This window comes from Winogradskya humida (assembly GCF_016862215.1).
GTDB classification, from domain to species: domain Bacteria; phylum Actinomycetota; class Actinomycetes; order Mycobacteriales; family Micromonosporaceae; genus Actinoplanes; species Actinoplanes humidus.
In genome coordinates this window covers 20,036-46,296 of record NZ_BOMN01000111.1, presented here as the reverse complement: position 1 = coordinate 46,296, position 26,261 = coordinate 20,036, and the positions used below count along the sequence as shown (strand labels likewise).

Here is a 26,261-nt window from a genome sequence, read left to right as displayed (position 1 = left end):
GGAACCGTGACTGAGCTGCCCGGGCGCACGGTGCCACAGCTTTTCGACGAGCAGGTGGCCCGGGACCCGGACGCGATCGCGGTGGATTCGGCGGACGGCGTGCTCACCTACGCCGAGCTGGACCGCCGGACCCGGATCATGGCGGCCCGGCTGGCCGGTCACGATGCGCTCCCCGGCAAGGCGATCGCCGTCCAGATGCGACGGTCGGCCGATCTCGTCGTCACGTTGCTCGCCATCGCCCGGGCCGGACACGCCTTCGTGCCTCTCGATGCTCGTTACCCCGCCGCGGTGACGCGGGCGATGATCGACCGGGCTGGCTGCACACTGATCGTGACCGACCGCGCCAGTGGCCAGGAGGCGCTGGAACACGGGTTGCCGCTGATGCTCGCCGAGTCCCCGGGCGACGGCTCGCCGGTGACCGGCCCTGCCGACGCCACCACCGGGCCGGACGCGCTGTTCTACATCATGCACACCTCCGGCTCCACCGGGGAGCCGAAGGGTGTAGAGGTCACCCACCGTAACGTCACCACCCTGGCCCTCGACCGGATCTGGGCGGGCGGCGCCCACGAACGGGTCCTGTTCCACTCCCCGCAGGCCTTCGACGCCTCGACCTACGAATTGTGGGTACCGCTGCTCTCCGGCGGCCGCGTGGTGGTGGCCCAGGAGGAGGTCACCGCGCCCCTGCTACGGCGGCTCGCCGGCACCGGCCGGATAACCGGGCTGTGGCTCACCGCCGGCCTGTTCAGCGCGCTCGCCGAGGGCGACCCCGGGTGCCTGACGGGCATCAGACAGGTGTGGACCGGCGGCGACGTGGTGTCCCCGCGCGCGGTCGAGCGGATCGCGGCGGCCTGCGACGACATCACGATCTTCAACGGGTACGGACCCACCGAGACCACCACGTTCGCGACCCGGTACCGCATCCACCCCGGCACCCACGACGGCGACGACATCCCGATCGGCGAGCCGATGGACAACACCCGGGTGTACGTGCTGGACGAGCAGCGCCACCTGCTGCCGCCGGGCCACCCGGGACAGCTCTACATCGGAGGCCCACGCGTCGCCCGCGGCTACCGCAACCGGCCGGATCTGACCGAGCAGCGTTTCGTGCCCGACCCGTTCGGCGCCGCCGGTGATCGGCTGTACGCCACCGGCGACCTGGTCCGATGGGACGAGCGGGGACAGCTGCGCTATCTCGGCCGTGTCGACGACCAGGTGAAGATCAACGGCTTCCGTGTCGAGCCCGCCGAGATCGAGGCGGCCATGATCCGGAACCCGGGCGTGGCGCAGGCCGCCGTCGTCGTCGACAAGGACGATCGGGGCGGCGGGCGGATCCGCGCCTACGCCATAGTGGCCGAGGGCTCGCAGGAGGACGTGACCCGGCTGCGCCACGACCTCGCGGACCGGCTGCCCGGCTTCATGGTCCCCCACGAGATCGAGTTCCTGGCCGAGCTGCCCCTCACCGCCAACGGCAAGGTCGACCGGCAGCGGCTCGGGCGCGAACCGGGCATCGCCGAACTCGTGCACGGCTGGGTGCGGCGCCGGCCCGAGGCACTTGCGGTACACGATCCGATGACCGGTCACTTCCTCACGTACGACGAGCTATGGCGGCTCGCAGGCCGGCTCGCCGGCGCGCTTGCCGACGCCGGGGTACGCCGTAGCGACGCGGTGGCGGTCATGCTCGACCGATCGGTGAACTCCGTGGTCGCCTATCTGGCCGTCGCCCGGGCCGGTGCCGCATACCTGCCGCTCGACCCGCAGGCACCATCGGAACGGATCACCGAGATCATCACTGACGCGGCGGTCACGGCGGCCATCGTCGCCGAGGGCGCCGGGCGGGGCGCGATCCCGCAGACCGTGCCTGTGCTGACCGTCGAGGACCAGCGGGGCGAGGGTGATCCGCCCAGCGTCGCCGGAGCCGGCGGCCCGGACCCGCTCTACATCACCTACACCTCCGGATCGACCGGCCGGCCCAAGGGCGTGGTCATCTCCCACCGGGCCGTGATCAGCTTGGTCACCGAGGCCGAGTACTGCCCGGTCAACGCCGGTGACCGGGTGGCGAACACCTGCAACCCGGCGTTCGACGTGACCACCTGCGAGATCTGGTCCACCCTCGCCGGCGGCGGCACGGTGGTGCCGTTCCCGCTGGTCACCGACATGAGCATGGACGAGTGGGTGGCGCTGGTGCGAGACGAGCGGATAACCACGATGTTCCTCACCACCTCGCTGTTCCACACCGTTGCCCGGGAACGACCGGCCGCGTTCGCTCCGCTGCGCAACCTCGTCATCGGCGGCGAGCAGATGGAGTTGCCGGCCACACTTCGCGTCCTCGCCGAGGGGCCTCCCGGCCGGCTGATCAACGGCTACGGACCCACCGAGGCGACCGCGTTCGCCACCTACTTCCTCTGCACCCCGGAGAGCCTGGCGGGCCGGGACCGCATCCCGATCGGATATCCGCTCCAGGAGACCAACCTCTACGTCCTCGACGACGACCTGGCGCCGGTGCCGCCGGGCGAACCCGGCGAGTTGTGCATCGGCGGGCCGGGCGTGGCGTCCGCTTATCTCAACCGTCCAGAGCTGACCGGCCAGCGGTTCGTACGCGAACCACGAACCGGTGACCGCGTGTACCGCACCGGCGACATGGTGAAAATGGTGAGCGGAGACGCGCTGGAGATGCTCGGCCGCCGCGACCGGCAGGTCAAGCTGCGCGGATACCGGATCGAACTCGAGGAGATCGAACGGACGGCGGTCGCGAGCGGTCTGGTGGAGGCGGCGTTCGTCGACAAAGTCGGCGACGGTGTCGCCGCCGAACTCCTCGGCGCCGTGCTGCCCAGCCCTCGTTCGGACGTACCCGTGGACGAACTCCCGGCGGCGCTCTCGGCGCGCCTGGCCGAACGGCTTCCCGGCTACATGGTGCCCGCCTCGTGGCTGACGCTGTCCCGCCTGCCGATCGGCCCGACCGGCAAGGCCGACCGCGACGCGATCGGCCGGTCGCTCCGCCTGCACCGGCCGGCAAAAACCGACCGGCCGGCGGAACACACCGACGGTCCGGTCACCGCCACCGAACGGCAGCTCGCGCAGCTCTGGTCCGACCTGCTCGAGGTGCCGGTCACCGGCCGCAACGCGTCCTTCTGGGAACTCGGCGGGCACTCGCTGCGCTTCTTCACCCTGGCGACCCGCATCCGGGACCACTTCGGCGTACAGCTCAAGCTGCGTGACATGTTCCAGCACCCCCGGCTCGGTGACCTCGCGGACCTGATCGACCGCACCCGGGGCACCGTCACGCCGCCGGTCGCGGTCCCGCCCGGCGACCGGCGGGAGATACCAGCGGCCGACTTCCAGCAACGGGTCTGGGCCGCGCAGAAGCTGGAGCAGTCGCCCAGCCTCTACAACGTGCCGTTCGCCTGGCGCTTGTCCGGCCCGATCGACGCCGACCGGCTGGCCGCGGCGCTGGCGCAGGTCATCGGACGACACGAGGCCCTGCGGACGACCTTCACCGAACGCGACGGCGAACTGCACCAGGTGGTCCACCCGCCGTGGACACCCACCGTGGAACGGCACGTCTGCGCCGGCGACACCGAGCTGCGGCGGTTGTTGCCGGCCGAGGCCGAACGGGCGTTCGACCTCGAGGCCGGCCCGTTGCTGCGGATGGCGCTCATCGACACCGGTGCCGATCAGGTGCTCACCTTCACCGTCCACCACCTGATCTTCGACATCGGCTCGCTGAGCATCGTCCTCGACGAGCTGGCCCGGCACTACGGCGGCGAGAGCCTGGATCCGGCCGTACGGCAATATCAGGACCTGCTGGCCGGCACCGGCCTCGCCGACCCGGCCGCGCTCGAGCGTGGCGTGAAACGGCTGCGGGGCGCGCCGAGCCGGCTCGCGATCCGCCCACCTCGCCGGCCGGAGGCTCCCGGCGCCGTGGACCTGCCGATCCCCGACGACCTGTTGCCCCGGATCCGCCGGTTCCAGGACGACCTCGGCATGTCCTGGTTCATGGTGTGCGCAGCCGCGCTCGCCGCCACGCTGCACCGCTGGACCGGAGATGACGACCTGACCTTCGGTTTTCCGGTCAGTACCCGGGTCAGCGGGGAATTCGCCACGGTCGTCGGCCCGTGCCTGAACACCGTCGTGGTGCGCTCCACGTGCACCGCCACCACGACGGTGGCACAGCTTCTGGAGTCCATCCGTGACGGCGTGCTGGAGGCCTTCGAAGAATCGGCCATGCCGTTCGGCGCGATCGTCGCCGCACTCAATCCACCCCGGTCGGCCGGCTCGACGCCGTATCTGGACGTGGTGATCGCCCCGCAGGTCCAGGCCGGCTCTCCGGCGCGCCTGGGCGACTCCGTGCTCAGCCCGGTCTCGATGACCCAGGGCACCGAGGTGGTCGGCAAGTTCGCCGTCACGCTCGGCCTCACCGTCGTCGGCAACCGGCTGACCGGCACGCTGCTGTACCGGGGCGACCGGCTCGACGCGGCCGCCGCAACCGAGCTGGCCTGCCAGTACGCCCGTACGCTGGAAGCGTTCCTGACCGAGCCGGACCGGATCGTCCGCGAGCTCGACACCGGGCTCGTAGTTCCGGCGGGCCCGGCTGAAGGCCCGCCGCCGGAACGGGACCCCGGCCGGGCCCGCCGCCCGGCCGCGGAAGCCGACGGCGCGCTCACCGAGCGGGTGGCCGGGCTCTGGAGCAACGTCCTGGGCCACGCGGACATCGGCCTCGACGACAACTTCTTCGACCGTGGCGGCAACTCGCTCAAGCTGATCACGCTGCACGCCGAGCTGTGCCGGCAGTACGGGATGGACCTGCCGATCCAGCGACTGTTCGAGCACTGCACCATCTCGTCGATGGCGATGTACCTGGCCGAGGCGGGTCCGGCCGGGCCGCCGACCCCGGCGGGCGACGCCGGCCTCGACCAGCGCGGCGCTGCCCGCCGGCAGTTCGCCCAGCAGCGTCGTGCCCGGAGGGGAGCATGACCCAGGAGACATCGATAGCCGTCATCGGGATGGCCTGCCGGTACCCGGGGGCGCCGACCCTGCGGGACTTCTGGCGGCTTCTTCGCTCCGGTTCGGACGGCATCAGCCGGTACGACCGGGCCGAGCTGGTAGCCCAGGGCTACGATCCCGCCCTGGTGATGCGGCCGGAGTTCGTGCCGGCCGAGGGCGTCGTGGCCGGCTCGCGCACCTTCGACTGGTCCGTGTTCGGCTACAGCCGGGCGGAGGCGGCGACCATCGATCCGCAACAGCGGATCTTCCTGGAATGTGCCGCCCAGGCCATCGATGACGCGGGCCTCGACCCCATCCGCTTCCCCGGCCTGATCGGCGTATACGCGGGCGCCGAGAATCCGGTCGGCGACCCCGGCCGTGACGTCGACCCGATGCTGCGCATCATCGGCAGCCGCCCCGACTTTCTGACCACCCGGGTCGCCTACAAACTCGGCCTGCGCGGCCCCGCCGTCACCGTGCAGACCGCATGCTCCACCTCCTTGACCGCCGTACACATGGGAGTACAAAGCCTGCTCGCTTACGAATGCGACGCCGTCCTCGCCGGCGGTGTCTCCCTGTCCGGTGACGGCACCCGCGGCTACCTCTATCAAGAAGGCGGAATCCTCTCCCCGGACGGGTATTGCCGGCCCTTCGACGAGCGGGCCGCGGGCACGGTCCCGAGCGAGGGCGTCGGCGTCGTGGTGCTCCGCCGGCTGACGGACGCCCTGCGTGACGGTGACCGGATCGCCGCGGTCATCCGAGGCTCGGCCATCAACAACGACGGAAACGACAAGATCGGGTACACCGCGCCGTCGGTCGCCGGCCAGCGTGACGCCATCATGCTGGCGCAGCGGGTCGCCGAGATCGAGCCGGCGGACATCCAGTACGTCGAGACGCACGGCACCGGCACCCGGATCGGCGACCCGATCGAGTTCCAGGCGCTGACAGACGCCTTCCACGCCGACACCGCCGGCCGGGAGACCTGCTGGCTCGGCGCGGTGAAGAGCAACATCGGGCACACCGGCTCGGCCGCGGGCGTGGCCGCGCTGATCAAGACGATCCTGATGGTGGAACATCGCGAGCTGGTACCCACCCTGCACTTCACCGCGCCGAATCCGCTGCTGAAGATCGAGACGACGTCGTTCCGGGTGAGCACCCGCCGTCAGGCGTGGCCCGACCGGGGAACCCCGCTGGCGGCGATCAGCTCGTTCGGGGTCGGTGGCACCAACGCGCACGTCATCGTCGAGGCGGCGCCGCACGTGACGAACCGGCCGGCGGGCACCGGGATCAGCCTGGTCCCGTTCTCCGCCTCCTCCCCCGGCCGGCTGAACACCCTGCGCCACGACCTCGCCGCCCACCTGGACGCCCGGCCGGATTCGTCCCTGGCCGGCGCGTCCCGGACCCTGGCCGGACGGCGCCGCTTCGAGTACCGCGCCACCGTGGTGGCACGGACCCCGGCCGAGGCGGCCGAGCGCCTGCGCGCCGCCCCACCGGCCCCCGGGGAGGTGCGGCGGTTGTCGAGGGTCGCTTTCCTCTTCCCCGGCCAGGGCACTCTGCGGCACGCCGCCGGTGCGGCCGCATACCGCCTGCTGCCCGGGTTCGCCGGCTACTTCGACACGATCGCGGGCATCGCCCGGGAGCAGCACGCGGTCGACCTGCGCCCGGTCGTGAGCCCGGATGCGGGCACGCCGGAATGGTTCGCCGACACCGTCCATCAGCAACTCGCCCTGCTGGCGCTCGGCTTCGCACTGGGTCGCCAGCTACAGGACTGGCAGGTGGCACCCGCCGCCATGCTCGGCAACAGCGTCGGCGAATACGTCGCCGCGTTGCTGGCCGGGCTGTGGACCCCGCAGGATGCGACTCGCCTGGTCTTCCAGCGCGCCACGGCGATGCGCGACACCGAGCCCGGCCGGATGGTCACAGTCGCCGCCGGGGCTGATGAGCTGCGCGGCCGGACCGGCGACGCCGTCGAGATCGCGGTCGCCGGGCCAGGCTGGACGGTACTGTCCGGGCCCGCCGCCGCGGTGGACGAGCTGCTTGCCGGTCCGGCCCTCGCGGCCTGGCAGACACGGCTCATGGCCACGAACCGGGCCTTCCACTCCGCCGCCATGGAGTCCGCCACCGCGGCCCTGCGCGCGGCGGTCGCGGCCACCCCCCACCAGGCGCCACGGGTCCCGCTCGTCTCGAACGCCGGCGGTGGATGGGCCGGCGAGGAGGAGATCGTCTCGGCCGACTACTGGGCGCGGCAGCTGCGCGGCACCGTCCGGTTGCGGGATGGGCTGACCACCCTGCTCTCCGCCGGATGTGACACGTACGTGGAGCTCGGACCGGGTACTTCGATGATCGCTGCACTACGTCACCATCCGGAGTGGGTCGCGGAGGCGAGCACCGTCGCGCTCCTCGGCCGGGAGTCGGATGACGGCGAGCACGCGCTGCTCGGGGCGCTGGGCTCACTGTGGGAACGCGGGGCCGACGTCCCCCTGAACGAACTGCCCGGCGGGGAAACGCCGGTCCGCTGCTCCTTGCCGCCCCACCCGCTGGAATCCGCAGACCTGGAGGTGGCACCGGAACCACACCGCCCGGCCGGCCGCGCCACGGTTACGGGGGGTGCCGACGACGGTAACGATGTCCGGGCCGTGCTCGAACAGCTGTGGTGCGCGGCGCTCGGTACGGCGTCGGCCGCCGACCACGACGACTTCTTCGCGCTCGGCGGCGAGTCGTTGATGGTCGTCAGCCTGATCGGCAAGGTCCGGCAACGGCTCGGCGGTGACCTCGCCGTCGCTGACTTCGACCGGCAGCCGACCTTCGGGGCGCTGCTCGAGCTGGCCGGACGCGTGCGGCCGGATCCGATGGTCACCCTCCCGGGGCTGGTTCCGCTTCGGCACGGCCGGGGCCGGCCGGTGTTTCTCGCCGCCGACGCGCTGGGCACCACCGCGAGCTACCGGGCGCTGGCCGGGCGCATCGACACGGATCGTCCCGTCTACGGACTGGAGCAGCAACGGCCGTCCGGTGACCGGGCACGGCCCTCGATCGCCCGGATCGCCGCGCGCCACCTCGACGTCATGCGGCAGGTCGACGACTCCGGTCCGTACACGATCGGCGGCTGGTCCTTCGGGGCGATGGTGGCGCACGAAATCGCCTCCCAACTGGTCGCATCGGGCCGCGAGGTCGAGATGCTGGTGGCCATCGACGGCTTTCCACCGCAGACCAGGGGCCTGCCCGTCGCCGCCCACCCGGGGTATCTCATCAGTAATCTGCGGCTGGCGCTCGATGCCCGGCTCGGCCGGGGACGCATCGGTGAGATCGTCGGCCGGACCACGGGACCGGCCGATGTCTTCGCCGCCAACATCGGGGCGCTGCTGGCCTACCGGCCGAGGCCGGTGCCATGTCCGGCCGCCGCCTTCCCGGCCACCGGCCCGGCGGCCGACGACGCCATCGGGCTGCGGGTGAGCAGGCGGCTGTCCACCTTCTACACCTCGGTCACCGTGCAGCCCGTCATCGGCGACCATTGGTCGATGCTGACCGAACCCTACGTGCGGGACCTCTCGGCCCGACTGTCCGAGGTGCTCACCGGGTCCACCGATTCCACTCCCGCGAAGGCCCGCCGATGACCGCCGCTCCTCTGCCACCGGCCACCACCCGGCCCGACGGCGACCAGCCGGAGCAGCCGTTGTGGCGGAACGGCAGTTTCCAGGCGTTCTGGATCAGCCGTTTCCTCGCCACTGTGGGCAAGGAGTCGGCCGAGGTCGCCTACCCCCTGCTGATCCTGGCCACGACCGGCTCCGCCACCTACGCCGGCGCCGTCGGCGCGACCCAACTGCTGGTCACCGGGCTGACCTCGATCCCGGCCGGCACCCTGGCCGACCGCTACGACCGGCGCCTTCTGCTGATCATCTGCGACGGGGCCCGGATGGCGCTGCTGGCACTGTTCGCCGTCCTGGTCGTCCTGGGCCGGGCCAACCTGGTCGTGACCCTCACTATCGTGGTCGCGGCCTCGGCATTCCTCGGGCTGTCCAACCCTCCCGCGCTGGCGGCGATCAAACAGCTCGTCCTGCCCTCCCAGATCACCCGGGCGGCCACCCAGAACCAGATCCGGCCGCTGGGCGCGACCGTGATCGGCTCACCCATCGGCAGTTCGTTGTTCGCTGTGGGCCAGGCGGTCCCGTTCGTGGCCACCGCCCTCACCTTCGCCGCCTCGGCCCTGACGATGCTGTTCGTCCGGCGGCCGCTGCAACCACCGCCGCGCACCACTGGCCAGGACGTGCCGAAGCGGCGGCTCAGCGACGGATTCCGATTCATCGCACGCCAACCGGTGCTCCTGGTCTGGATCGTCTGGCTGATGGGCTCCAACATGGCCTTCAACCACACAGGGGCCTTCCTGGCCCTGATCGCCACCGCCCGGGAGCGGCACGCATCGGAATCCGCGATCAGTCTCATGCTGAGCGTGGCCGGGGTGGGAGGCCTGGTCGGCGCGGCCATCGCCACCCAGGCGATCAAGCGGCTGCGTCCCTCGACGATCTTCCTCGCCGCGGCCTGGGCCGGCCCGGTCGCTGCGGTGCTGCTGGCCACCGTGCCCGGCACGCTCAGCCTCGGCATAGTGCTCGCCTGCGTCTTCCTGCGCGGCCCGAGTGTCAATGCCCTGTTCTTCGCGTACATCGCTGTTCTGGTGCCCGACGACATGCAGGGCCGGGTGCTGGGCGCGGTGATGTTCCTGTCGTACATCGCCCAGCCCCTCGGCATCGTCGTCATCGGCGGTGTCTTCGACGCCTGGGGACCGCACTGGGTCTTCGCCTTCATGGGGGTGGTGTCGGCGCTGGTCGCCCTGCCGACCCTCGGGCACCGCATCCGCACCCTGCCGACCCCCGAGGAGGCAGCCACATGACCGTCCCCGCATCATCCGAACGCCACGACCGAGGAGACATCATGCCTGAGAACGGGCCGGGCGCCGACAGCGCCGAGACCCTCGTCCCCCCGGAGGTCTTCACCGAGCCGGGCGACGATCCGCACACCGGGTTCGCGGCGCTGCGGGCGGCCGGTCCGGTGCACCGCATCGACTACCCGGCGGGTGCCGAGTCCTACGTCGTGGTCGACTACGCTCACGTGGAACGCGCTTTCGGTGATCCACGGCTGTCCAAACGCCTCGAACACACGCCGGACTGGTTCCGCGAGAAAGCGGTCAGCAGCAGCCCGGTGCTCGCCAGCCACATGTTGCTGGCCGACCCGCCCGAGCACACCCGGCTGCGCAAGCTGGTCAGCCGGGCGTTCCTGCCGCGCCGGCTGGAACAGCTCCGGCCGCGTGTCCAGCAGTTCACCGACGAACTCGTCGACGCGCTGCCGGAGTCCGGTGAGGTCGATCTCATCGCAGCCCTGGCTCTCCCGCTGCCTCTGATGGTGATCTGCGACTTCCTCGGCGTGCCGTACCAGGATTGGCCTCAATTCCATAAGTGGGGCCACGTGCTCAGCCGCTCCCCGGCCCAGGACGACGCCGGTCTGCGCGAGCGCCGCATCGTCAACGATGAGGTCGCTGCCTACCTGGCCAAGACCATCGCCACCCGCAGGGACGACCTGCGCGAGGACCTGATCAGCGACCTGATCCGCGCTGCCGACGACGACGGGATGTTCACCGACGAGGAACTCGTCTCGACCATCGTTTTTCTCATCATCGCCGGGCACAAGACGACCGCCAACCTGATCGGCAACGGGACTGCCCTGCTGCTACGCCATCCAGGGCAGCTGGACCGGTTGCGCGCCGACCCCGCGCTGATCACCCCGGCCATCGAGGAATTCCTGCGTTTTGAGGGCTCGACCGACCGGGCCACGTTCCGGATCGCCGTCGAGGACATGGATATCGGCGGTTCCCGGGTCCCCCGAGGCAGCTTCGTGCACCTGTCCATCGCCGCCGCCGACCGGGACCCGGCCGCATTCCCGGACCCGGACCGATTCGACATCGCCCGATCACCGAACCGGCACATGGCCTTCGGGCACGGCCCGCACTTCTGCGCGGGCGCGCCACTGGCCCGGCTGGAAGGGCAGGTGGCTTTCAGCACGATGCTGCGCCGGCTGCCGGAAATCGACCTGACGATACCGCCGGAGGATCTCGACTGGGTCGCCGACAGCTCCATCAGCCGCGGCCTGGTGAGGCTTCCGGTCCGGATCCGGCGCCGATTACGGTGATGTCGCCAATTGATGTTTTCGTCCAGCTCTGAGGAGTTTCGCATGACCGAGTCCCCCGTTACACTGATCACCGGCGGCACCAGCGGAATCGGCGCGGCAACCGCTCGCATGCTGCTCGACCGCGGTGATCGGGTCTGCGTCACCGGCCGCGGCACCGACCGGCTCAACCGGTTCGTCGCCGGCGTGGGTGCTCCGGACTCGCTGCTCGCGATCAATGCCGACGCCTCCGACTGGGACGCGGTCGAGTCCGTGGTGAAGTCCACGATCGACCGGTTCGGCCGGCTCGACGCGGTCGTCGCCAACGCCGGATTCGCCACCCACGACAGCCTGGCCGATGGTGACCCCCGGCAGTGGCGCGAGATGGTGCTGACCAATGTGCTCGGCCCGGCGTTACTGATCCGGGCTTCGCTGGCCGCACTGAAGGAGACCCAGGGCCGCATCGTCCTGGTCGGCAGTGTCGCCGGCATGGTGCCGACGCCGGGCAACATCTACGGCGTCACCAAGTGGGCGGTGACGGGCCTCGCCGAGAACACCCGCCGGCTGGTGACCGCAGACGGCGTTGGCGTCACACTGCTCGCCCCCGGCCGGGTCGACACCGAGTTCTGGGAGCCCGTCGGTGGCGCCCCGCAGGGCCTCAACCTCACGGCCGAGCAGCTCGCGGAGTCCGTGCTCTGGGCCATCAGCCAGCCCAAGGGCGTCGACGTGAACACCGTTGTCATCAGGCCGATCGGGCAGAGCGTCTAACCACCCCGACCCGTAGCACCACGAACCGGAGGAGTTCCATGACTGGCCAGGCGCCGGATCCGATGACGGCGATCGACCTCGCGGACCCGCAAACCCATATCGGTGACGGCGCCCAGCCGCTCTTCCGGCGCCTGCGCCAGGAGAATCCCGTCGCCTGGCACCCGCCGCGCGGGCCACGCCGGGGCTTCTGGGCCGTGACCCGGTACGCCGACGTGGCCGCCGTCTGCCGAGAGGCCGAGACCTTCGGCTCCACCGGCGGGAACGTCATGGAGACCCTGCTGCACTCGGGCGACTCGGCCGCCGGCCGGATGCTCGCGGTCAGCGACGGGCCACGGCATGCCGGCGTGCGCCGGCTGCTGTGGCAGGGGCTGACCCCGAACAAGCTCGCCGCCGTCTCCGAACGGATCCGGGACCGCTCCCGCGCCCTCGTCCACCAGGCCAGACTGGCCGGCGACTGCGACTTCGCCCGGGACGTGGCGGCCCACATCCCGCTCCAGGGCATCTGCGACCTGCTCGGTGTGCCGGAGGCGGACCGGCCCTTCATCCTCGAACACACCAGCTCGGCGCTCAGCTCCGAAGGGAAGACGGACGACGCCGGGGCCGCGCGGCAGGCCAAGGGTCAGCTGCTGCTCTATTTCGCCAAGCTGGCCGCCACCCGGCTCGGCCGGGCACCCGAGGGCGAGCTCCCGGACCTGATCACCCTGCTGGTCAACGGCGAGGTCCAGGGCGAGCGCCTCACCCTCGACGAGGTGGTGCTGAACTGTTACAGCCTGATCATGGGTGGGGACGAGACCGCCCGGCTGACGATGATCGGCGGCGTCCTCGCCATGATCGAGCATCCTGACCAGTGGCAAGCCTGGCGGGCCGGGCTACCCGTCGGACCGGCGGTGCAGGAGATCCTGCGCTGGACGACCCCGGCCATCCACGTCGGCCGGACCGCGATGGCGCCCACGACCCTGGCCGGTCAGGTGATCGACGCCGGCGATGCCGTCGTCGCCTGGCTCAACTCCGCCAACTACGACGAGACCGAGTTCGACGAGCCCGGCCGCTTCGATCTCTCCCGTACACCCAACCGGCACCTGTCCTTCCTGTACGGCTCGCACTTCTGCATCGGTGCCCACCTCGCCCAGGTCGAGATCGGATCGCTGTTCGAGGCGCTGCGCGAAGAAGTGACCACGCTGACCCCGGCAGGCCCGGCGGTACCGATCTACTCCAGCTTCCTCCACGGCTACAGCAGGCTCCCAGTCCAGCTTGCGTGAAAGGACAGACCCATGGTCACCCGCGACGTCATAGACGCCGGTCCCGAACAGGTCACGCTCGCCCAGGTATGGGCGCAGATCCTCGGGGTCGAGCAGATCGGTCTCGACGACGACTTCTTCGTCCTCGGCGGCGACTCCCTCATGGCGATCAAAGCGATCGTCGAGGCCGAACGGCACGGTATCCCGATCGCACTGACCGACCTGTTCGAACGTCCGACCATCCGGCAGCTGGTCGCTGCGATCAGGCCGGCGCCGCAGGAAGCCGTCCCCCCGGAGCCGGCGGGTCTGGTCAGCGCCGCCGATCTCGCCGCGCTCCCCGCTGACGTCGAGCGGGCCTTCCCGGCGAGCCTGCTGCAGCAGGGGTTGATCTTCGAGGGGATCGCCCAGGACGACTCGCTCTACCACGACGTGATCTCACGCCGGATCACGGTGCCCTACGACGAGGCCGCCATGCGGGGCGCGCTCGACGTACTCGCGGATCGGCACGAGTCGCTGCGCACCTCGATCAACCTGTCCGGCTACAGCACCCTGCTCCAACTCGTCTCCCGCAAGGTGACGATCCCGCTGCGGTCCACGCAGGTCGCGGACAACGACGCCGGCAACGCCTTACGCGCTGATCTCGCGTACGCCGGCGAGCCCCTCGACGTGGAACAGGGACCGCTGCTACGGGTCGCGGTGACCGCGATGGCCGACGACACCTTCCAGATCACGTACGGTTTCCACCACGCCATCATGGACGGCTGGAGTGACACCGTCTTCATCACCGAGCTGATGGACTGCTATCTCGCCTTGCGGAGGGGTGAGAAGCCCGCCGCCACCGGCCCGCGCCCGCAGATGGCCGAGTTCGTCCGGCGGGAACGGCAGGCCGTCGAGTCGCCGGTGACCCGCGATTTCTGGGCCGCTCGCACCCGCGACCTGCCCGCCGTCGCCGAGCCGGAGCGCAGCAGCGCGCGTCACCGCGTGTCGGTGCCCGTGGCCGCTGACACCTGGCAGCAGGTCACCGACTTCGCCGCAGCCCAGCGCGTACCGGTGAAGTCGGTTCTGCTGGCGGCGCACCTCGCCGCCCGTCACGCCCGCACCGGCGACGCCAGGCCGGTCACCGGCCTGGTCTGCAACGGACGCGTGGAGGAGGCCGGCGGCGACCAGATGATCGGGCTCTTCCTCAACGTCCTGCCGGTCTCGGTCCCCATGTCCGCCGACGGCGGCGATCTGGTCCGCCGGGTACGCCGCGCCGAACAGGACCTCTTCCCCCATCGGCGCTTCCCCTACGCCGAGGTCAAACGGATCAACGGCCGGCACTTGTACGACACCACCTTCAACTACGTGCACTTCCGGCTGGAGCAGCGGTTGCACTCGTCGGGCGTGATGCCGTCCGGATCGCGGGAGATCCACGACAAAGTCAGCTTCCCGTTGATCATCGACGCCGTGCAGAGCCCGGACGGCATCGGGCTGCGGCTCGACCTCTCGGCCGACACGCTGGTCTGGCCGGCCGACGAGCTGGCCACGTACGGCGAACTGCACCACGCCACCCTGCGCCGGTTGATCGCCGGCCGGCCTCTCACCGGAGCCAGAGATGAATGAGATCGCCGGCACCGTCCTGGTCTGCGACTACGTCGGCCGGCGGCGTCAAGCCCCCGTATCGGCCCTCGGTCTGCATCAGCACGGCATCACTGTCCACAATGTACTTACGTCCCCCTTTCCCCGGGAGTTGACCGCGGCCACGTACGCCGACCAGCTGTGGCACCGGAACGGCCCGTTCGGCACCGAGGTCCGCGCCGTGCTCGGCTATTGCGCAGCCGCCCCGATCGCGCAGGAACTGGCGGCTTCGCTGCGAGACGCCACCGGTGTCCCGGTGCCGTTGGTGCTCTTCGACGGTGAACCCGCCACCGCCGCGTCGATCCAGGCCGAATACCTGCTGGCCGCCGACAAACTGGGGGAGTTGCTCTCGGTCGATCCCGCCCGTCGTACTCCCCCGGCCATCGACCCGGCCGGCCTGCGGAGCCGACCCCGGGAAGCGATCGAGAGCATGTACCGCGGCCTGCTCGAGGTGGGCGGTCACGCACCCCATGACGGCTCGGTGGACCCGGAGACGGCCCGCGCCGAGACCGAGATGTTCGCCGCCTACTACCTGGACTGGCTGAGCCACCTCATCGCCGCGCACAACGCCTCGTGGCCCGCCTGGGGCGGCTCGGCCGTACAGATCGTCTCCCGCGAGCACGACTGCGTCACCGAGTGGCCCGGGGCCCTGAGCACCGAGACCATCCGCATCGCCGCTGACCGCGACACCCTGCTGCAGCAACCCGAGGTCGCGGCGGCCGTCCTGTCGATACTCGGGAAGGAGAACAGCCATGCCGGATGACCCACGAGGCTGGGCGGAGAGCACCGCCGCGTTCACCGTGGTGCGCTCGGCCGACGGCCACCACAGTGTCTGGCCCGCCGACCGGCCGGTGCCGGGCGGCTGGGACCGCACAGGGCCGGCGGCCGGCTACACCGACTGCCTGGCCGCCGTCGAAGCCGGGACGAACGGACCACACTGCCCCGACCCCGCGGCGTGCCGGCGCCCGAACATTCCGCACCTTTTCGCTGACGTCGTACGCCGCCACGGCGACCGGCCGGCCGTGTCGGACGACGAACGCTCCCTGACCTACCACGACCTCGACCGCCTCTCCGACACCATCGCGGCCGGCCTGCGGGCGCGGGGGCTGAATCCCGGCGACCGGGTCGCCGTCCACCTGCCCCGGGGCGCCGACGTCTTCGTCACGCTGCTCGCGATCCTCAAGGAGGGCGCCGCCTACGTACCCGTCGACACCCGATACCCCGATGCCCGGCGCGATCTCATGATCGCCGGCAGCGGCGCCCGGCTCGTGATCACCACTGCCGCGCTCAGGGACCGGCTCGCGGACACCGGCGTCGACACGGCGACCATCGACGACCTTTCCGGGACCGGCGAGGCAGCCCCGCGCCGCCCCCGCCCCTGCGGATGCCAGGCCGCCTGTGTGCTGTTCACGTCCGGATCCTCCGGTACACCCAAGGCGATCGTGCTCGAGCACAGCAACCTCGCCTACTTCGCCCGCAACCCCGCGCTGCCGGCGCTCACCCCCGACGACCGGGTGGCGCACGTGTCGAGCCTCTCCTTCGACGCGTTCACCTTCGAGACGTGGAGCACGCTGACCAGCGGTGCCCGGATCGTCGTGCTGCCCACGGTGACCGACCTCGTCGCCGGCGACCCCGGACACGAGCTCTCCCGGCACCGCATCACCGCCATGCTGGCGCCGACCATGGCCGTCAACCACATCGCCCGCGAGGATCCGGAGGCCTTCGCCGGACTGCGGATCCTGCACACCGGCGGCGACGTGATCCTTCCGGCCGCCTGCCGCGAGCTGTTGAACAGCTCGTTCGACGGCGAATTCCACAACCTCTACGGCCCCACCGAGGGTACGACCGCCTGCACCTCGTACCGGATCACCGAGGACGGCGCCGACCGTGCGAACGTCCCGATCGGATCGGCCCTCGCCGGCGCCCGCGTGTACCTGCTCGATGCCGACCGGCGGCCGGTCGCCGACGGGCAGCCGGGCGAGCTGTGCATCGGTGGCGCCGGTGTCGCCCGCGGATACCTCGGCCAGGCCGGGCTGACCGCGGCCCGGTTCCTGCCCGACCCGTTCGCCACCGACGGCGGCCGGATCTACACAACCGGCGACCTGGCCCGCCGCACCGCGGACGGCCTGTTGGAATTTCTCGGCCGGGCCGACGACCAGGTGAAGATCCGCGGGTACCGGGTCGAACCGCGGGAGGTGGAACGGGTCCTCGGCCGGTTCCCGGGCGTCCGCGACGTCGCCGTGGTGACCGTCGGGGAAGGGGACGGCAAACACCTGGTCGCCCTGGTCACCGGCGAAGACCTGGCGCTGCCGCAGCTACGCACCCATGCCGGGCGGGTGCTGCCGGACTACCTCGTACCGTCGGCCTTCGCCTGTACGGAACAGATCCCGGCGAACAGCCACGGCAAACGTGACACCGCGCAGTTGCTGGCGATGGCCCAGGCGGAGCTTCGCCGCCACCACGACACCGCCGGGCCACGCAACGAGATCGAGGAGTATCTGGCCGGTCTCTGGGCGGAACTGCTCGGCGCTGAGACGGTCGGCGTACGTGAGGACTTCTTCGCACTGGGCGGAAACTCCCTCCTCGCCTTCCGGCTGCGCCGCCGGGCCGCCGCCGACCTGAACATCACGATCACCATGGAGGAGGTCCTCACCGTGTCGGTCCTCGCCGACCTGGCAGACCTGATCCGCGCCCGAAAGGACAGTCGCGTCTGATGGCATCACGACCGACGGAGGACCCACGCCCCCTGGCCGTCGTCTACGACAAGGGTGCCGTCCACCCGGTAGAAGCGGTCTCGGCCATCGGACCGCTCGCGCCGATCCTTTTCCTGGTCGCGCCGACGGACCACGCGCTGCGGTTGCTGCCGGTCATGCGCCGGCTCGCCGAGGCCCAGGTACTGACCGACGACCTCGAAGCCGACGCCGCCGCTCTGCGGGAACGCCGACCGGCCGGCATCATCACTTTCAGTGAGAAGATGGTCCCCCGCACGGCGGCTCTCGCCGGCCGGCTGGCGCTGCCGTACCACAGCCCCGCCACGACGGAACTGCTCACCGACAAATTCGCCCAGCGCGACCGGCTACGCCTGTGCGACGTCGACCCGACCCGCAGCGTGGCGATCCACGGCGTCGGCGAATGGCCGGAGGCCGTGCGTACGGTGGGCCTGCCGGCCGTTCTGAAACCGCTGCGCGGCGGCGGCAGCCGGGACACCTACCCGATCCGGGACGAGGCCACCGGGCGGGACCTGACGAAGCGGCTGATCGACGGCCCCGACGCCACGCACGGGCTGGTCCTGGAGGAGTTCCTCCGCGGGCGCGACACCCGGCCGTTCGGCGACTACGTGTCGGTGGAGAGTGCCGTGGTCCAGGGCCGGATCCACCATCTCGCGGTGACCGGCAAGCTGCCGCAGGTCGAGCCGTTCCGTGAGGTGGGCCAGTTCTGGCCCGCGTACACGCCGCCCGGCGAGCGCGAACAGATCCTCGAGCTGACCACGCGGGCGCTACGAGCGCTGGACATCCGGCTCGGCGTCACGCACACCGAGATAAAGCTGACAGCCGGGGGCCCGCGCATCATCGAGGTCAACGGCCGGCTCGGCGGCCACCTCAACGAACTCTCCCGCCGGGCTACCGGCGTCGATCTGGTCCAGTTCGCGGCCGGCATCGCGCTCGGCCACCCTGCCGGCCCGCCGCCACCGATGCCGTCGCGGGTGTTCTGGCAGTTCCGCAGCCCGGCGCCGCTCGACGCGGTGTCTCTCGACGAGGCCACCGGCGGCCGGGACGCGGCCGGACTGCCAGGTGTCAGCCGGTACGTGCCCTACGTCAGGGCGGGCGAACGGGTCGACGTCGGGGTCATGACGAACCCTCTCGATCTGGCCTGCGGCGACTCGGAGGACCACCTGACCATGGCGGCGCAGATCGACCGGCTCAAAGATGTGCTGTCCTACCGGTTCACCTTCCCGAACGGCCGGCAGCAGACCCTGTCGGCGCGGGCTCTCACGCCACCGAGGGCATTCTCGTGAGCATCGCCGCGTACACCCCCCGGCGTACGGTGACCCGCTGCCGGACACCATGCGGCGCTGGCCGGCGGGACCCGGCAGAGGCGTCGATCGGCGCGGTGTGGGCAGCGGATTCCCCGGACCAGTCGGTGCCGTACGGACCCGGTTCCACGATCGTCACCTTCGGGCCGAGCGGGGCCAGCTCCGCGGACAGCGCCTCACTGAGTCCCTCGAGCGCCCACGTCCCCGTACGCCTCGGTCAAATCTCTCAGGTTTTCCGGGTTTCGTGCCGTCGCCGCGACCCGGTCGCCGCGTTCGAGGGCGGCCTGGCCCAGACGCGCCCGAAACCGCGGGACGCACCGGTGATGAACCATGTCGGTCCCTCGGGCGGGAACAGGCAACCAGCACCCTGGCGGGGCTAGGCTGGTGACATGAGCGGCGACAAACTGCTCGGCGACTTCCTCAAGGCACGCCGGGGGCGGATCCAGGCACACGAAGCAGGATTGACGTCGTACGGGCGCCGGCGCGTCCCGGGCCTGCGCCGCGACGAACTGGCCCGCCTGGCCGGTGTCAGCGAGCACTACCTGATCCGGCTGGAGCAGGGCACCGACCACAATCCCTCGGCGCAGGTGTTGCAGGCCCTGGCGACCGCGTTGCGGCTCGACCGTGACGAGACCGCCCATCTGTACGCGCTGGCGGCCCCGCCACCTTCCGCCGCCCGGCACGACGGAGTCTCCGACGACGTCCAGCAACTGCTCGACTCCTGGAGCACCACCCCGGCGTACGTGCGCAACCGCCGTTTCGACGTGCTGGCCGCCAACAAACTCGCCATGGCCCTGTCACCGCTGTACACACCCGGCCAGAACCTCGTCCGGGGCATGTTCCACGACCCCGGGGTCCGCCTGCTGTTCCCCGACTGGGCAGAGATCGCCGCGCAGACCACGGCCGCCCTGCGCGCCGAGGCCGACCCCCGCGACCCCGCCACCGCCGACCTCATCACGTCGATGCTGACCGACAACGACTTCCGCGACCTCTGGGCAGATCACGATGTACGCCCGACCCGCAACGAGATGAAGCGGTTCCACCATCCCTCCGTGGGCGCTCTCACCCTGCGGCGCCAGACGCTGTCCAACGTCGCCGCGGACGATCAGGTGATCATCACCTATCAGAGCGCGCCCTCCTCCCCCGATGCCGACGCGCTGGCCAAACTGCTCTGAGGCCGGGTGCCGGCTGCTCACCGCGCCGGTAGCAGCTCGAAGGTCAGTGTCCGGAGAGCTCCCAGCGCCGTCGTGCGGTCCCGGGATCGCGGGCGACGGTGGGCATGTCCGGGGGTGCTGGTTCAGTGCTCGAGGAGCTGGGCGTTGCGAGCTGCGATCGCTTCGGCGGTGTCGGGGAAGATCATGGGCAGGCCGAATGTCTCGGTCTCGGTTTGGATGCGCTCGGCGGTGGGGCGGAAGCTTCGTTCGTATTCGGTGAACGCGCTCTCGACATCACCGCCGCTGCTGCGGAAGGCGTCATACAGTGCTGTCGCGCCGAGGATCGCGACGGATCCACCCATGCCGGCGGCGGGCGATGGGCAGTATGCGGCATCGCCGACGAGCGCGACCCGCCCCGATGCCCAGGACGGCAACCGGTTCTGGCTCAGTTTGTCGAAGTAGAAGTTGTCGGCGGCGAGGGCCTTGTCGAGGACGTCGGTGAACGGGCTGCCCGCATCGGCGAACTGGTCGCGGATGATCTGCTTCTGCTCGTCGAGGTCGTGGTAGTCGTACGGTATCTCCTGCTCGGCGTGGAAAACGAAGACGACGTCGGTGGTGTCCTCGTAGGAGTTCAGCAGCAGCGTCCGGCCGGGTGTGTTCTGGATCCGTGACGTCCAGGACGGGATGAAGGTGTCGTCCACCACGGTGACGGAGGTGTAGTGGTGCAGGAAGTGGCTGTAGTCCGTCTCCGGTCCGAACCAGAGCCTGCGGACAGTGGAGTGGTTGCCGTCGCATCCCAGCACCATCGTGAATTCGCGGTCCGGACCGGTGCGGAACGCAGCCCGGACGCCCTCAGCAGTGGCGGTCAGCTCGGTGATGGAGTCGCCGAAGATCACCTCGACGGTGTCTCCGATCTCGGCGAACAGGATCGCGAGGAGGTCGTCGCGGTGGATCTCGACGTCGTCGTGGCGGTGGATCTCGTAGTCGTCGATGACGATGGTCTCGGCCGTGGGCTCGGGTTCCATCCTCGCGATGGGCGTGCCGTCGATGTCAGCGAACTCGGTGGTGCGCGGCGGGAGCGCCTTCGCCCGGACGGCGGGAAGGACACCCATCCGATCGAAGATCTCCATCGCGTCATGGCGGAGGTCGACCGGTGTCCCGCCCTTACGCAGGCCTGTCGCGTTCTCGACGACGGTGACCTGATATCCCAGGCGCTGCATCCAGATCGCCGTCGTCAAGCCGGCAAAGCTCGCCCCTGAGATCAGCACCCGACCTGACTGCTTCGTCGTAACCGATTCCATGATGGGTCCTCTCGCTGGTCAGCGACCAGATAAATCAATCTTGTAGTGACTCCAGGTTTATGACCGTAGCATAAACTTGGTGTGACTCCAAGATCGTGGCATCATGGCGTACGTGACGAAGCCGACGGGTCGCCGAGAACTCAGGAAGCTGGAGACGCGGCAGCGCCTGGCCGATGCCGCAGCTCAGCTCTTCGCGGAGCACGGCTACGACGCCGTCGCCATGTCTGACGTTGCGACCGCCGCGGGGGTGGCGGTTCAAACCGTCTTCAACTACTTCCCGACCAAGCCCGGCCTCGTCCTCGACCGTGCCGACGACATGCTCGAACGTTCGCGTCGGTGTGTCGCCGAGCGCGACCCGGCTCTCACCCCGGCTGACGCCCTCCGCGTTCAGGTGCATGAGGACATCGACCACTTCGCCGCACGGGATGTGTACTTCGCCCGCGGTGAATTCCCCGCGCAGTCCGTGGAGAGCGACTCGCTGCGCCGCTATGCGCTGCAGTTCCGCTTCGAGCAGGCCGAGGCGATCGCAGCAGCCATCGGCGAGACCGATCCGGAAATACATGCTCTCGTGGCCCGCGCCCATGCCAGCGGTCTCATCACCGTGATCCAGGCCGTTACCGACAGGATCGGAGAGGCGATCCTGTCAGGGGCGCACCTCGCCACCGTCGCTCAAAAGCTCCACGAAGACGCCGACGTCACACTCGCGGACGCCGCCGAGACTTTTCGCGCCATGAAGACAAGAGCCGCCACAACGATCCGGTAGCCGTCGTGCTGCCCGGCCCCACCCCCAACCGTCAGGCCCCGACAGACTTACGAACCGAAGCACCAGGCCCAGCCACAGCGCCGACTCATCCGCGGCGGACGAAGGCTTCGGCGGACAGCCCGTTGATGGTGGTATTCCCCTGCTGGAACCCGACCATGCTGTCGGCAACGGCGTGGGGGTAGTCGAGTGACGGAGCCGTGAGCCCGTCGAGTTCCCTGATCTGCTCGGTGGTGAGTACAACGTCGATCGAGGCGAGGTTGGCCTCGAGTTGCTCGGGGGTCCGGGCGCCGATCAGGGTGGAGGTGACCTCGGGGCGCTGACGGACCCAGGCCAGCGCGGTGGCGGCGACCGTGGTGCCGAGATCGCCGGCGATCTTCTCGAGTGTGTCGAGGAGCGTGAAGGTCGATTCGTTGAGGTGAACGCCGGCATAGGCAGCGCGGCCCGATCCCTGCACCGACGTCCTGGTGCGGGAATACTTACCGGACAAGGCTCCGCTGGCGAGAGGGCTCCACGGGGTCACGCCCAGGCCGAAATGCCGGGCAGCCCCGAAGGTCTCACCTTCGACCGTCCGGGCCAGCAGGGAATACTCGACCTGCAGCGCCGCAACAGACTCCCAGCCCCGAAGCCGTGCCGTCGTCACGGCCTGCGCGACCCACCAGGCCGGGGTGTTGGACAGCCCAATCGCGTTCACCTTGCCCGCACGGACCAGCTCGTCCAACGTTGAGAGAGTCTCCTCGATCGGGGTGTGCCGGTCCCACTGGTGCATCCAGTACAGATCGATGTAATCGGTGTTCAGCCGGCGCAGCGAGGCATCGAGCTGACCGCGGATCGCTTTACGTCCCGCGCCCCCCGAGTTCGGGTCGGCCGCGTCCATGCTGCCGGCGAACTTCGTGGCCAGCACCATGCGGTCACGACGCCCGGGCCGGGCGGTGAAGTACTGTCCGAGGGTCTGTTCGGAGGCGCCTGCGTTGTACATGTTCGCGGTGTCGACGAAGTTCCCGCCGGCATCGAGGTAGCGGTCGAGGATGCCGAAGGAGGTCTCCGGCGACGAGCCCCAGCTGCCGTCGTCGAAGGTCATCGCACCCAGTGCGAGCGGGCTGACCCGCAGTCCCGACGTGCCGATCGTGCGGTAATCCGTGAGGGACATGTTCTGCTCCGTTGCCGTCGGTGTCGTTCCGGTACGGCAATCAGCCTCGACGTGGCCGGGCGAGCGGAGAAGGACGCCTTTACCTCGGTGTGCGACACCCACCCAGCCGTACTCATCGCGAAGTTACGACGCCCGAGCTCGAGGGCCGTCCCTACCAGGCGACGACGCCCTGGCGACTGGGCTGCAGAGTGCCCAGTTTCAGCGACGACATGGCGATGTCGGGGCGGTTGGGGTCCGGGAAACCCTCCAGCGTGACGACCTCGCCCCGGTCGGAGGGCTCGAGGCTGCCACGCATGGTGTTACCGGCCGCGCATTCGTTGCGGTCGCAAGCCTGCCACTTGATGCCCTGGAAAGCGCCGGTGCCCGGCTTGAGCAGGATCTCGACCGGCTCGCCGGGCTCGTTGACAGAGCTGGCCGGCACGTCGATGCGCGAGTCGGTGGGGTCGTAGAGGCTGAGATGTACGCGCCCGTCGACACGGCAGGCGGCGTTGGAGGTGTTCTCGATCGACACGAGGCCCTTCTGCGTGCCGAGCGCCGCCGGGTTCTCGCCCTGCGCGGTGACCACGATCGTGATGTCGGTGTTGCTGCACTTCGGGGCCTCCGGTGTCCTGCTCACCGCTGGCGCCTCAACCGGACCCGCATCGCCGCCGTCATCGGTCGAGCTCGGTCCGGACGCCGCAGGGGCGGGGCCGGGCGCCGAGGCCGGCTCCTCACCCAGGACGAGATCGCGCGCCGGAGTGAAGGCGAACACCACGGAGGCGACGGCGAGCACACCGAGCACGGAAAGCAGGGGCGCGAGCCACCTCGAGACAGTCCCGGTCTGGCGATCTCCTGCTTGATCATGTCCGGTACGCAGTGCCGCCCGGGCCGCCTGCTGCAGTTCTGGCCGGCCGGTCCCGGCAACCGTCGTAGCAGCGCCCGCGGCGACCAGTTCCTCCAGCAGTTCGAAGGCGGTAGGTCGCCGTTCCGGCTCCTTCGCCAGAGCGCGCGCGACCAGATCATGAAGTGGTTGCGGCAGGCCGTCCAGCTTCGGCGGCCGGGTCAGGATCGCGCCGGCCGTCGCCGCGGCCGTGTCACCTCCGAACGGCGTACGACCCGTGCCCGCATAGGTGACGACGACACCCCACGCGAACACGTCCGCTGCGGGCCCGATCCGGCTCGAGTCCGCGTCGAACCGCTCCGGAGCCATATACGCGACCGTGCCGACCATCTGGTCGGTGCCCGTGTGCTGGCTGGTGGCCTCGAAGGCCCGCGCGATACCGAAATCGATCACCTTCGGGTTGCCCAGGGCGAAGAGTACGTTGGCCGGCTTGAGATCGCGGTGGATCACCCCGGCACCATGGATCGCGGCCAGCGCGGTGGCCACGCCGACCGCCACGCTGTGCAGACTTCCGCCGCTCAGTGGCCCCTGACCGGCGACGATCTCCTGCAGGCTGGGCCCGTCCACGAACTCCGTGACCAGGTAGGGCAACTCGTGGTCGAAGTCCGCGTCCAGTAGCTCAGCCGTGCAGAACGGAGGCACCTGGCGAGCACGGTTGACCTCACTGCGGAAGCGGGCACGGAACTCGTCCTCGTACGCGAGCTCAGGTTTGACGACCTTGATCGCAACCGGTCGTCCCTGCGGCCCGTGACCGAGATAGACCGTACCCATGCCGCCCTGCCCGAGGCGCGCGGAAAGGCGGTAATCGCCAAGAACCCGAGGATCGGAGGGCCGCAGCGGAGTCTTCATCGGACCCGCGTCCGGCTGCCGTCCGCGATACCAATCATCGCCGCGACGATACTACGGGCACGGCGCGGACGCCGGGCTTGGCCTCCGTCCGATGAAAACCCTCCGCCGTCGGCCGACCACCCGGAGAAAGGGACGGGCGAGGCCGGTGCACCCGTCAAGAAGTTGATCGCCGGCCTCTGCTGATCCGGTGCCGATTCACGAGGATCGCCGAGGCCATGGCCACCGCCGCCCAGCCGAGCAGGATCGCCGGCATCACCATCGCAGCCGGGCCGGCGTCGGCGATCACCGCTACCGCCAGAGGGTGACTTGACGGCGGCGCGGCCAGCCCCACCGTCAAAATGAATGTGGCGGGCTGGAAAACGATGGTCACGACGGTGGTCAGCAAAGCGCCTCTACGAACAAGCTGTCCGATCGCCGTCCCGATGAGTGCCCATAGCGGGAAACAGGCGAGGCTCGCCCCCGAACACCAGAGCACCGCGTGATCAGACAGCATGGTCGGGTCGGGTGCCACACTCGGGTATCCATGGGTACGCATGGCGCGTATGCCGGCGGCGATCGCCACCATCTCGTTGCCGACACCGAGCACCACGCCGGTCAGGACCGCCCGGACGGCCGTCGCGGGGCGGTAGACCCCCGAGCGGGTGACCAGCCAGGCCCCGGTGACCGCCGCGACGAGTTGCCCGAACCAGTGTCCGGCTGTGTAGACGTGCACCGCCAGGTCACGGTGATACTCCAGTCGTTGCGGATCCGACTGCGGGTCGTAGTAGGCGAGGTACTCACCGACAGCGACGTTCAGCGGAGTCGCCAACGCGGTCCACGCCAACAGCCCACCGACGATGGCTGCTGCACCCCACCGCGGCATGCCTCCCATGGTGACACCGCAACACAAACCGGTCACCACGCAGGCCGTCGCATTGCGGAGCACGGCGACTCCCCGACTGCCATCGGTGGGCACAGGCAACACCGATCACGAGGGGCGGTTACGCTGGGTCAACAGCAACCCGAGGAGCGGCTGCAGATGATCAACGTACAAGAATTCGCCCGGCGGCTCAGCACCCTCGGAGCCGATGCGTTCACCAGCGACGACATCGTGGACCTGGCGACCGCCGCAGATGTTCGCATCAACGCCGACCTCGAGATCGGCGCCGATCTGGCGCAGCGCCTGCTCGACCGCGTCTCACCTCCGGTGTCGATCACAGGAGCTCAGATCGTAGCGTCGCAGTGGCCGATACCGATGTCCTCCCGGCCTGCAGCGCCTACGGTGACGTTCTCCAGTCCCGGTGCCGTGGATGGCCCCTCTGATCAGGTGACCCGAGCCCGCGGCTCAAGGCCTGCGAATAACGGCCGGCGACCCGGCCCTCGACGAACTGGCAGGTGAAAC

The 26,261-nt window shown here is 70.1% G+C and carries 17 protein-coding genes; 12 read left to right on the top strand and 5 right to left on the bottom strand.

What is annotated here, in order from left to right:
* Nucleotides 1-6 precede the first annotated feature (6 nt).
* From Ahu01nite_RS37695 to Ahu01nite_RS37650, 10 genes are read left to right on the top strand one after another with little or no spacing between them, the layout of a single operon-like run.
* Nucleotides 7-4,971 (top strand): non-ribosomal peptide synthetase, encoded by a 4,965-nt coding sequence (locus Ahu01nite_RS37695; protein ID WP_203841520.1) that lies wholly within the window; start codon nt 7-9, stop codon nt 4,969-4,971.
* Nucleotides 4,968-8,591, top strand: coding sequence for a type I polyketide synthase (locus Ahu01nite_RS37690; RefSeq protein WP_203841519.1), 3,624 nt, complete (start codon nt 4,968-4,970; stop codon nt 8,589-8,591). The genes Ahu01nite_RS37695 and Ahu01nite_RS37690 overlap by 4 nt, the downstream gene beginning before the upstream one ends.
* Nucleotides 8,588-9,862, top strand: a complete 1,275-nt coding sequence (locus Ahu01nite_RS37685; RefSeq protein WP_203841518.1) for an MFS transporter — start codon at nt 8,588-8,590, stop codon at nt 9,860-9,862. The genes Ahu01nite_RS37690 and Ahu01nite_RS37685 overlap by 4 nt, the downstream gene beginning before the upstream one ends.
* Nucleotides 9,863-9,903: 41 nt before the next feature.
* Nucleotides 9,904-11,154, top strand: coding sequence for a cytochrome P450 family protein (locus Ahu01nite_RS37680; protein ID WP_203841517.1), 1,251 nt, complete (start codon nt 9,904-9,906; stop codon nt 11,152-11,154).
* A gap of 42 nt (nt 11,155-11,196) precedes the next feature.
* The gene (locus Ahu01nite_RS37675; RefSeq protein ID WP_203841516.1) at nt 11,197-11,898 is read left to right on the top strand and encodes an SDR family oxidoreductase; all 702 of its coding nucleotides are present in this window, start codon (nt 11,197-11,199) and stop codon (nt 11,896-11,898) included.
* A gap of 38 nt (nt 11,899-11,936) precedes the next feature.
* Nucleotides 11,937-13,157, top strand: a complete 1,221-nt coding sequence (locus Ahu01nite_RS37670; protein WP_203841515.1) for a cytochrome P450 — start codon at nt 11,937-11,939, stop codon at nt 13,155-13,157.
* A 12-nt stretch (nt 13,158-13,169) separates the two neighbouring features.
* Nucleotides 13,170-14,738: a condensation domain-containing protein gene (locus tag Ahu01nite_RS37665; protein WP_203841514.1), complete on the top strand. Its 1,569-nt coding sequence runs from the start codon at nt 13,170-13,172 to the stop codon at nt 14,736-14,738.
* Nucleotides 14,731-15,516: a hypothetical protein gene (locus Ahu01nite_RS37660; protein WP_203841513.1), complete on the top strand. Its 786-nt coding sequence runs from the start codon at nt 14,731-14,733 to the stop codon at nt 15,514-15,516. The genes Ahu01nite_RS37665 and Ahu01nite_RS37660 overlap by 8 nt, the downstream gene beginning before the upstream one ends.
* The gene (locus Ahu01nite_RS37655; protein WP_203841512.1) at nt 15,506-17,467 is read left to right on the top strand and encodes an amino acid adenylation domain-containing protein; all 1,962 of its coding nucleotides are present in this window, start codon (nt 15,506-15,508) and stop codon (nt 17,465-17,467) included. Before Ahu01nite_RS37660 ends, Ahu01nite_RS37655 begins: the two co-directional genes overlap by 11 nt.
* Nucleotides 17,467-18,768 (top strand): ATP-grasp domain-containing protein, encoded by a 1,302-nt coding sequence (locus tag Ahu01nite_RS37650; protein WP_203841511.1) that lies wholly within the window; start codon nt 17,467-17,469, stop codon nt 18,766-18,768. The genes Ahu01nite_RS37655 and Ahu01nite_RS37650 overlap by 1 nt, the downstream gene beginning before the upstream one ends.
* On the opposite strand, the gene Ahu01nite_RS37645 is transcribed toward Ahu01nite_RS37650, so the two are convergent.
* Complete coding sequence (locus Ahu01nite_RS37645; RefSeq protein ID WP_203841510.1) at nt 18,743-18,916, bottom strand: hypothetical protein; 174 nt, start codon at nt 18,914-18,916, stop codon at nt 18,743-18,745. The two genes, Ahu01nite_RS37650 and Ahu01nite_RS37645, sit on opposite strands and share 26 nt — an antisense overlap.
* A 259-nt stretch (nt 18,917-19,175) precedes the next feature.
* Here Ahu01nite_RS37645 and Ahu01nite_RS37640 point away from each other — a divergent pair, with 259 nt between their 5' ends.
* The gene (locus Ahu01nite_RS37640; RefSeq protein WP_203841509.1) at nt 19,176-19,961 is read left to right on the top strand and encodes a helix-turn-helix transcriptional regulator; all 786 of its coding nucleotides are present in this window, start codon (nt 19,176-19,178) and stop codon (nt 19,959-19,961) included.
* A 122-nt stretch (nt 19,962-20,083) separates the two neighbouring features.
* Here the strand turns inward: Ahu01nite_RS37640 and Ahu01nite_RS37635 are convergent, their stop codons facing one another.
* Entirely contained in the window at nt 20,084-21,241 is a 1,158-nt protein-coding gene (locus Ahu01nite_RS37635; RefSeq protein ID WP_275411809.1) for an FAD-dependent monooxygenase, read from the bottom strand.
* A gap of 103 nt (nt 21,242-21,344) precedes the next feature.
* Here Ahu01nite_RS37635 and Ahu01nite_RS37630 point away from each other — a divergent pair, with 103 nt between their 5' ends.
* The gene (locus tag Ahu01nite_RS37630; protein WP_203841507.1) at nt 21,345-22,004 is read left to right on the top strand and encodes a TetR/AcrR family transcriptional regulator; all 660 of its coding nucleotides are present in this window, start codon (nt 21,345-21,347) and stop codon (nt 22,002-22,004) included.
* Between the two features lie 85 nt (nt 22,005-22,089).
* Here Ahu01nite_RS37630 and Ahu01nite_RS37625 read toward each other — a convergent pair whose 3' ends face one another.
* The 3 genes from Ahu01nite_RS37625 to Ahu01nite_RS37615 form a co-directional block, all read right to left on the bottom strand.
* Nucleotides 22,090-23,151 carry an aldo/keto reductase gene (locus Ahu01nite_RS37625; RefSeq protein WP_203841506.1) on the bottom strand — a complete coding sequence of 354 codons (1,062 nt, stop codon included), beginning with the start codon at nt 23,149-23,151 and terminating at the stop codon, nt 22,090-22,092.
* A 151-nt stretch (nt 23,152-23,302) separates the two neighbouring features.
* Nucleotides 23,303-24,802: a serine/threonine protein kinase gene (locus Ahu01nite_RS37620; protein ID WP_438874856.1), complete on the bottom strand. Its 1,500-nt coding sequence runs from the start codon at nt 24,800-24,802 to the stop codon at nt 23,303-23,305.
* A gap of 232 nt (nt 24,803-25,034) precedes the next feature.
* Nucleotides 25,035-25,742 (bottom strand): hypothetical protein, encoded by a 708-nt coding sequence (locus tag Ahu01nite_RS37615; protein WP_203841504.1) that lies wholly within the window; start codon nt 25,740-25,742, stop codon nt 25,035-25,037.
* Nucleotides 25,743-26,261: the final 519 nt, after the last annotated feature.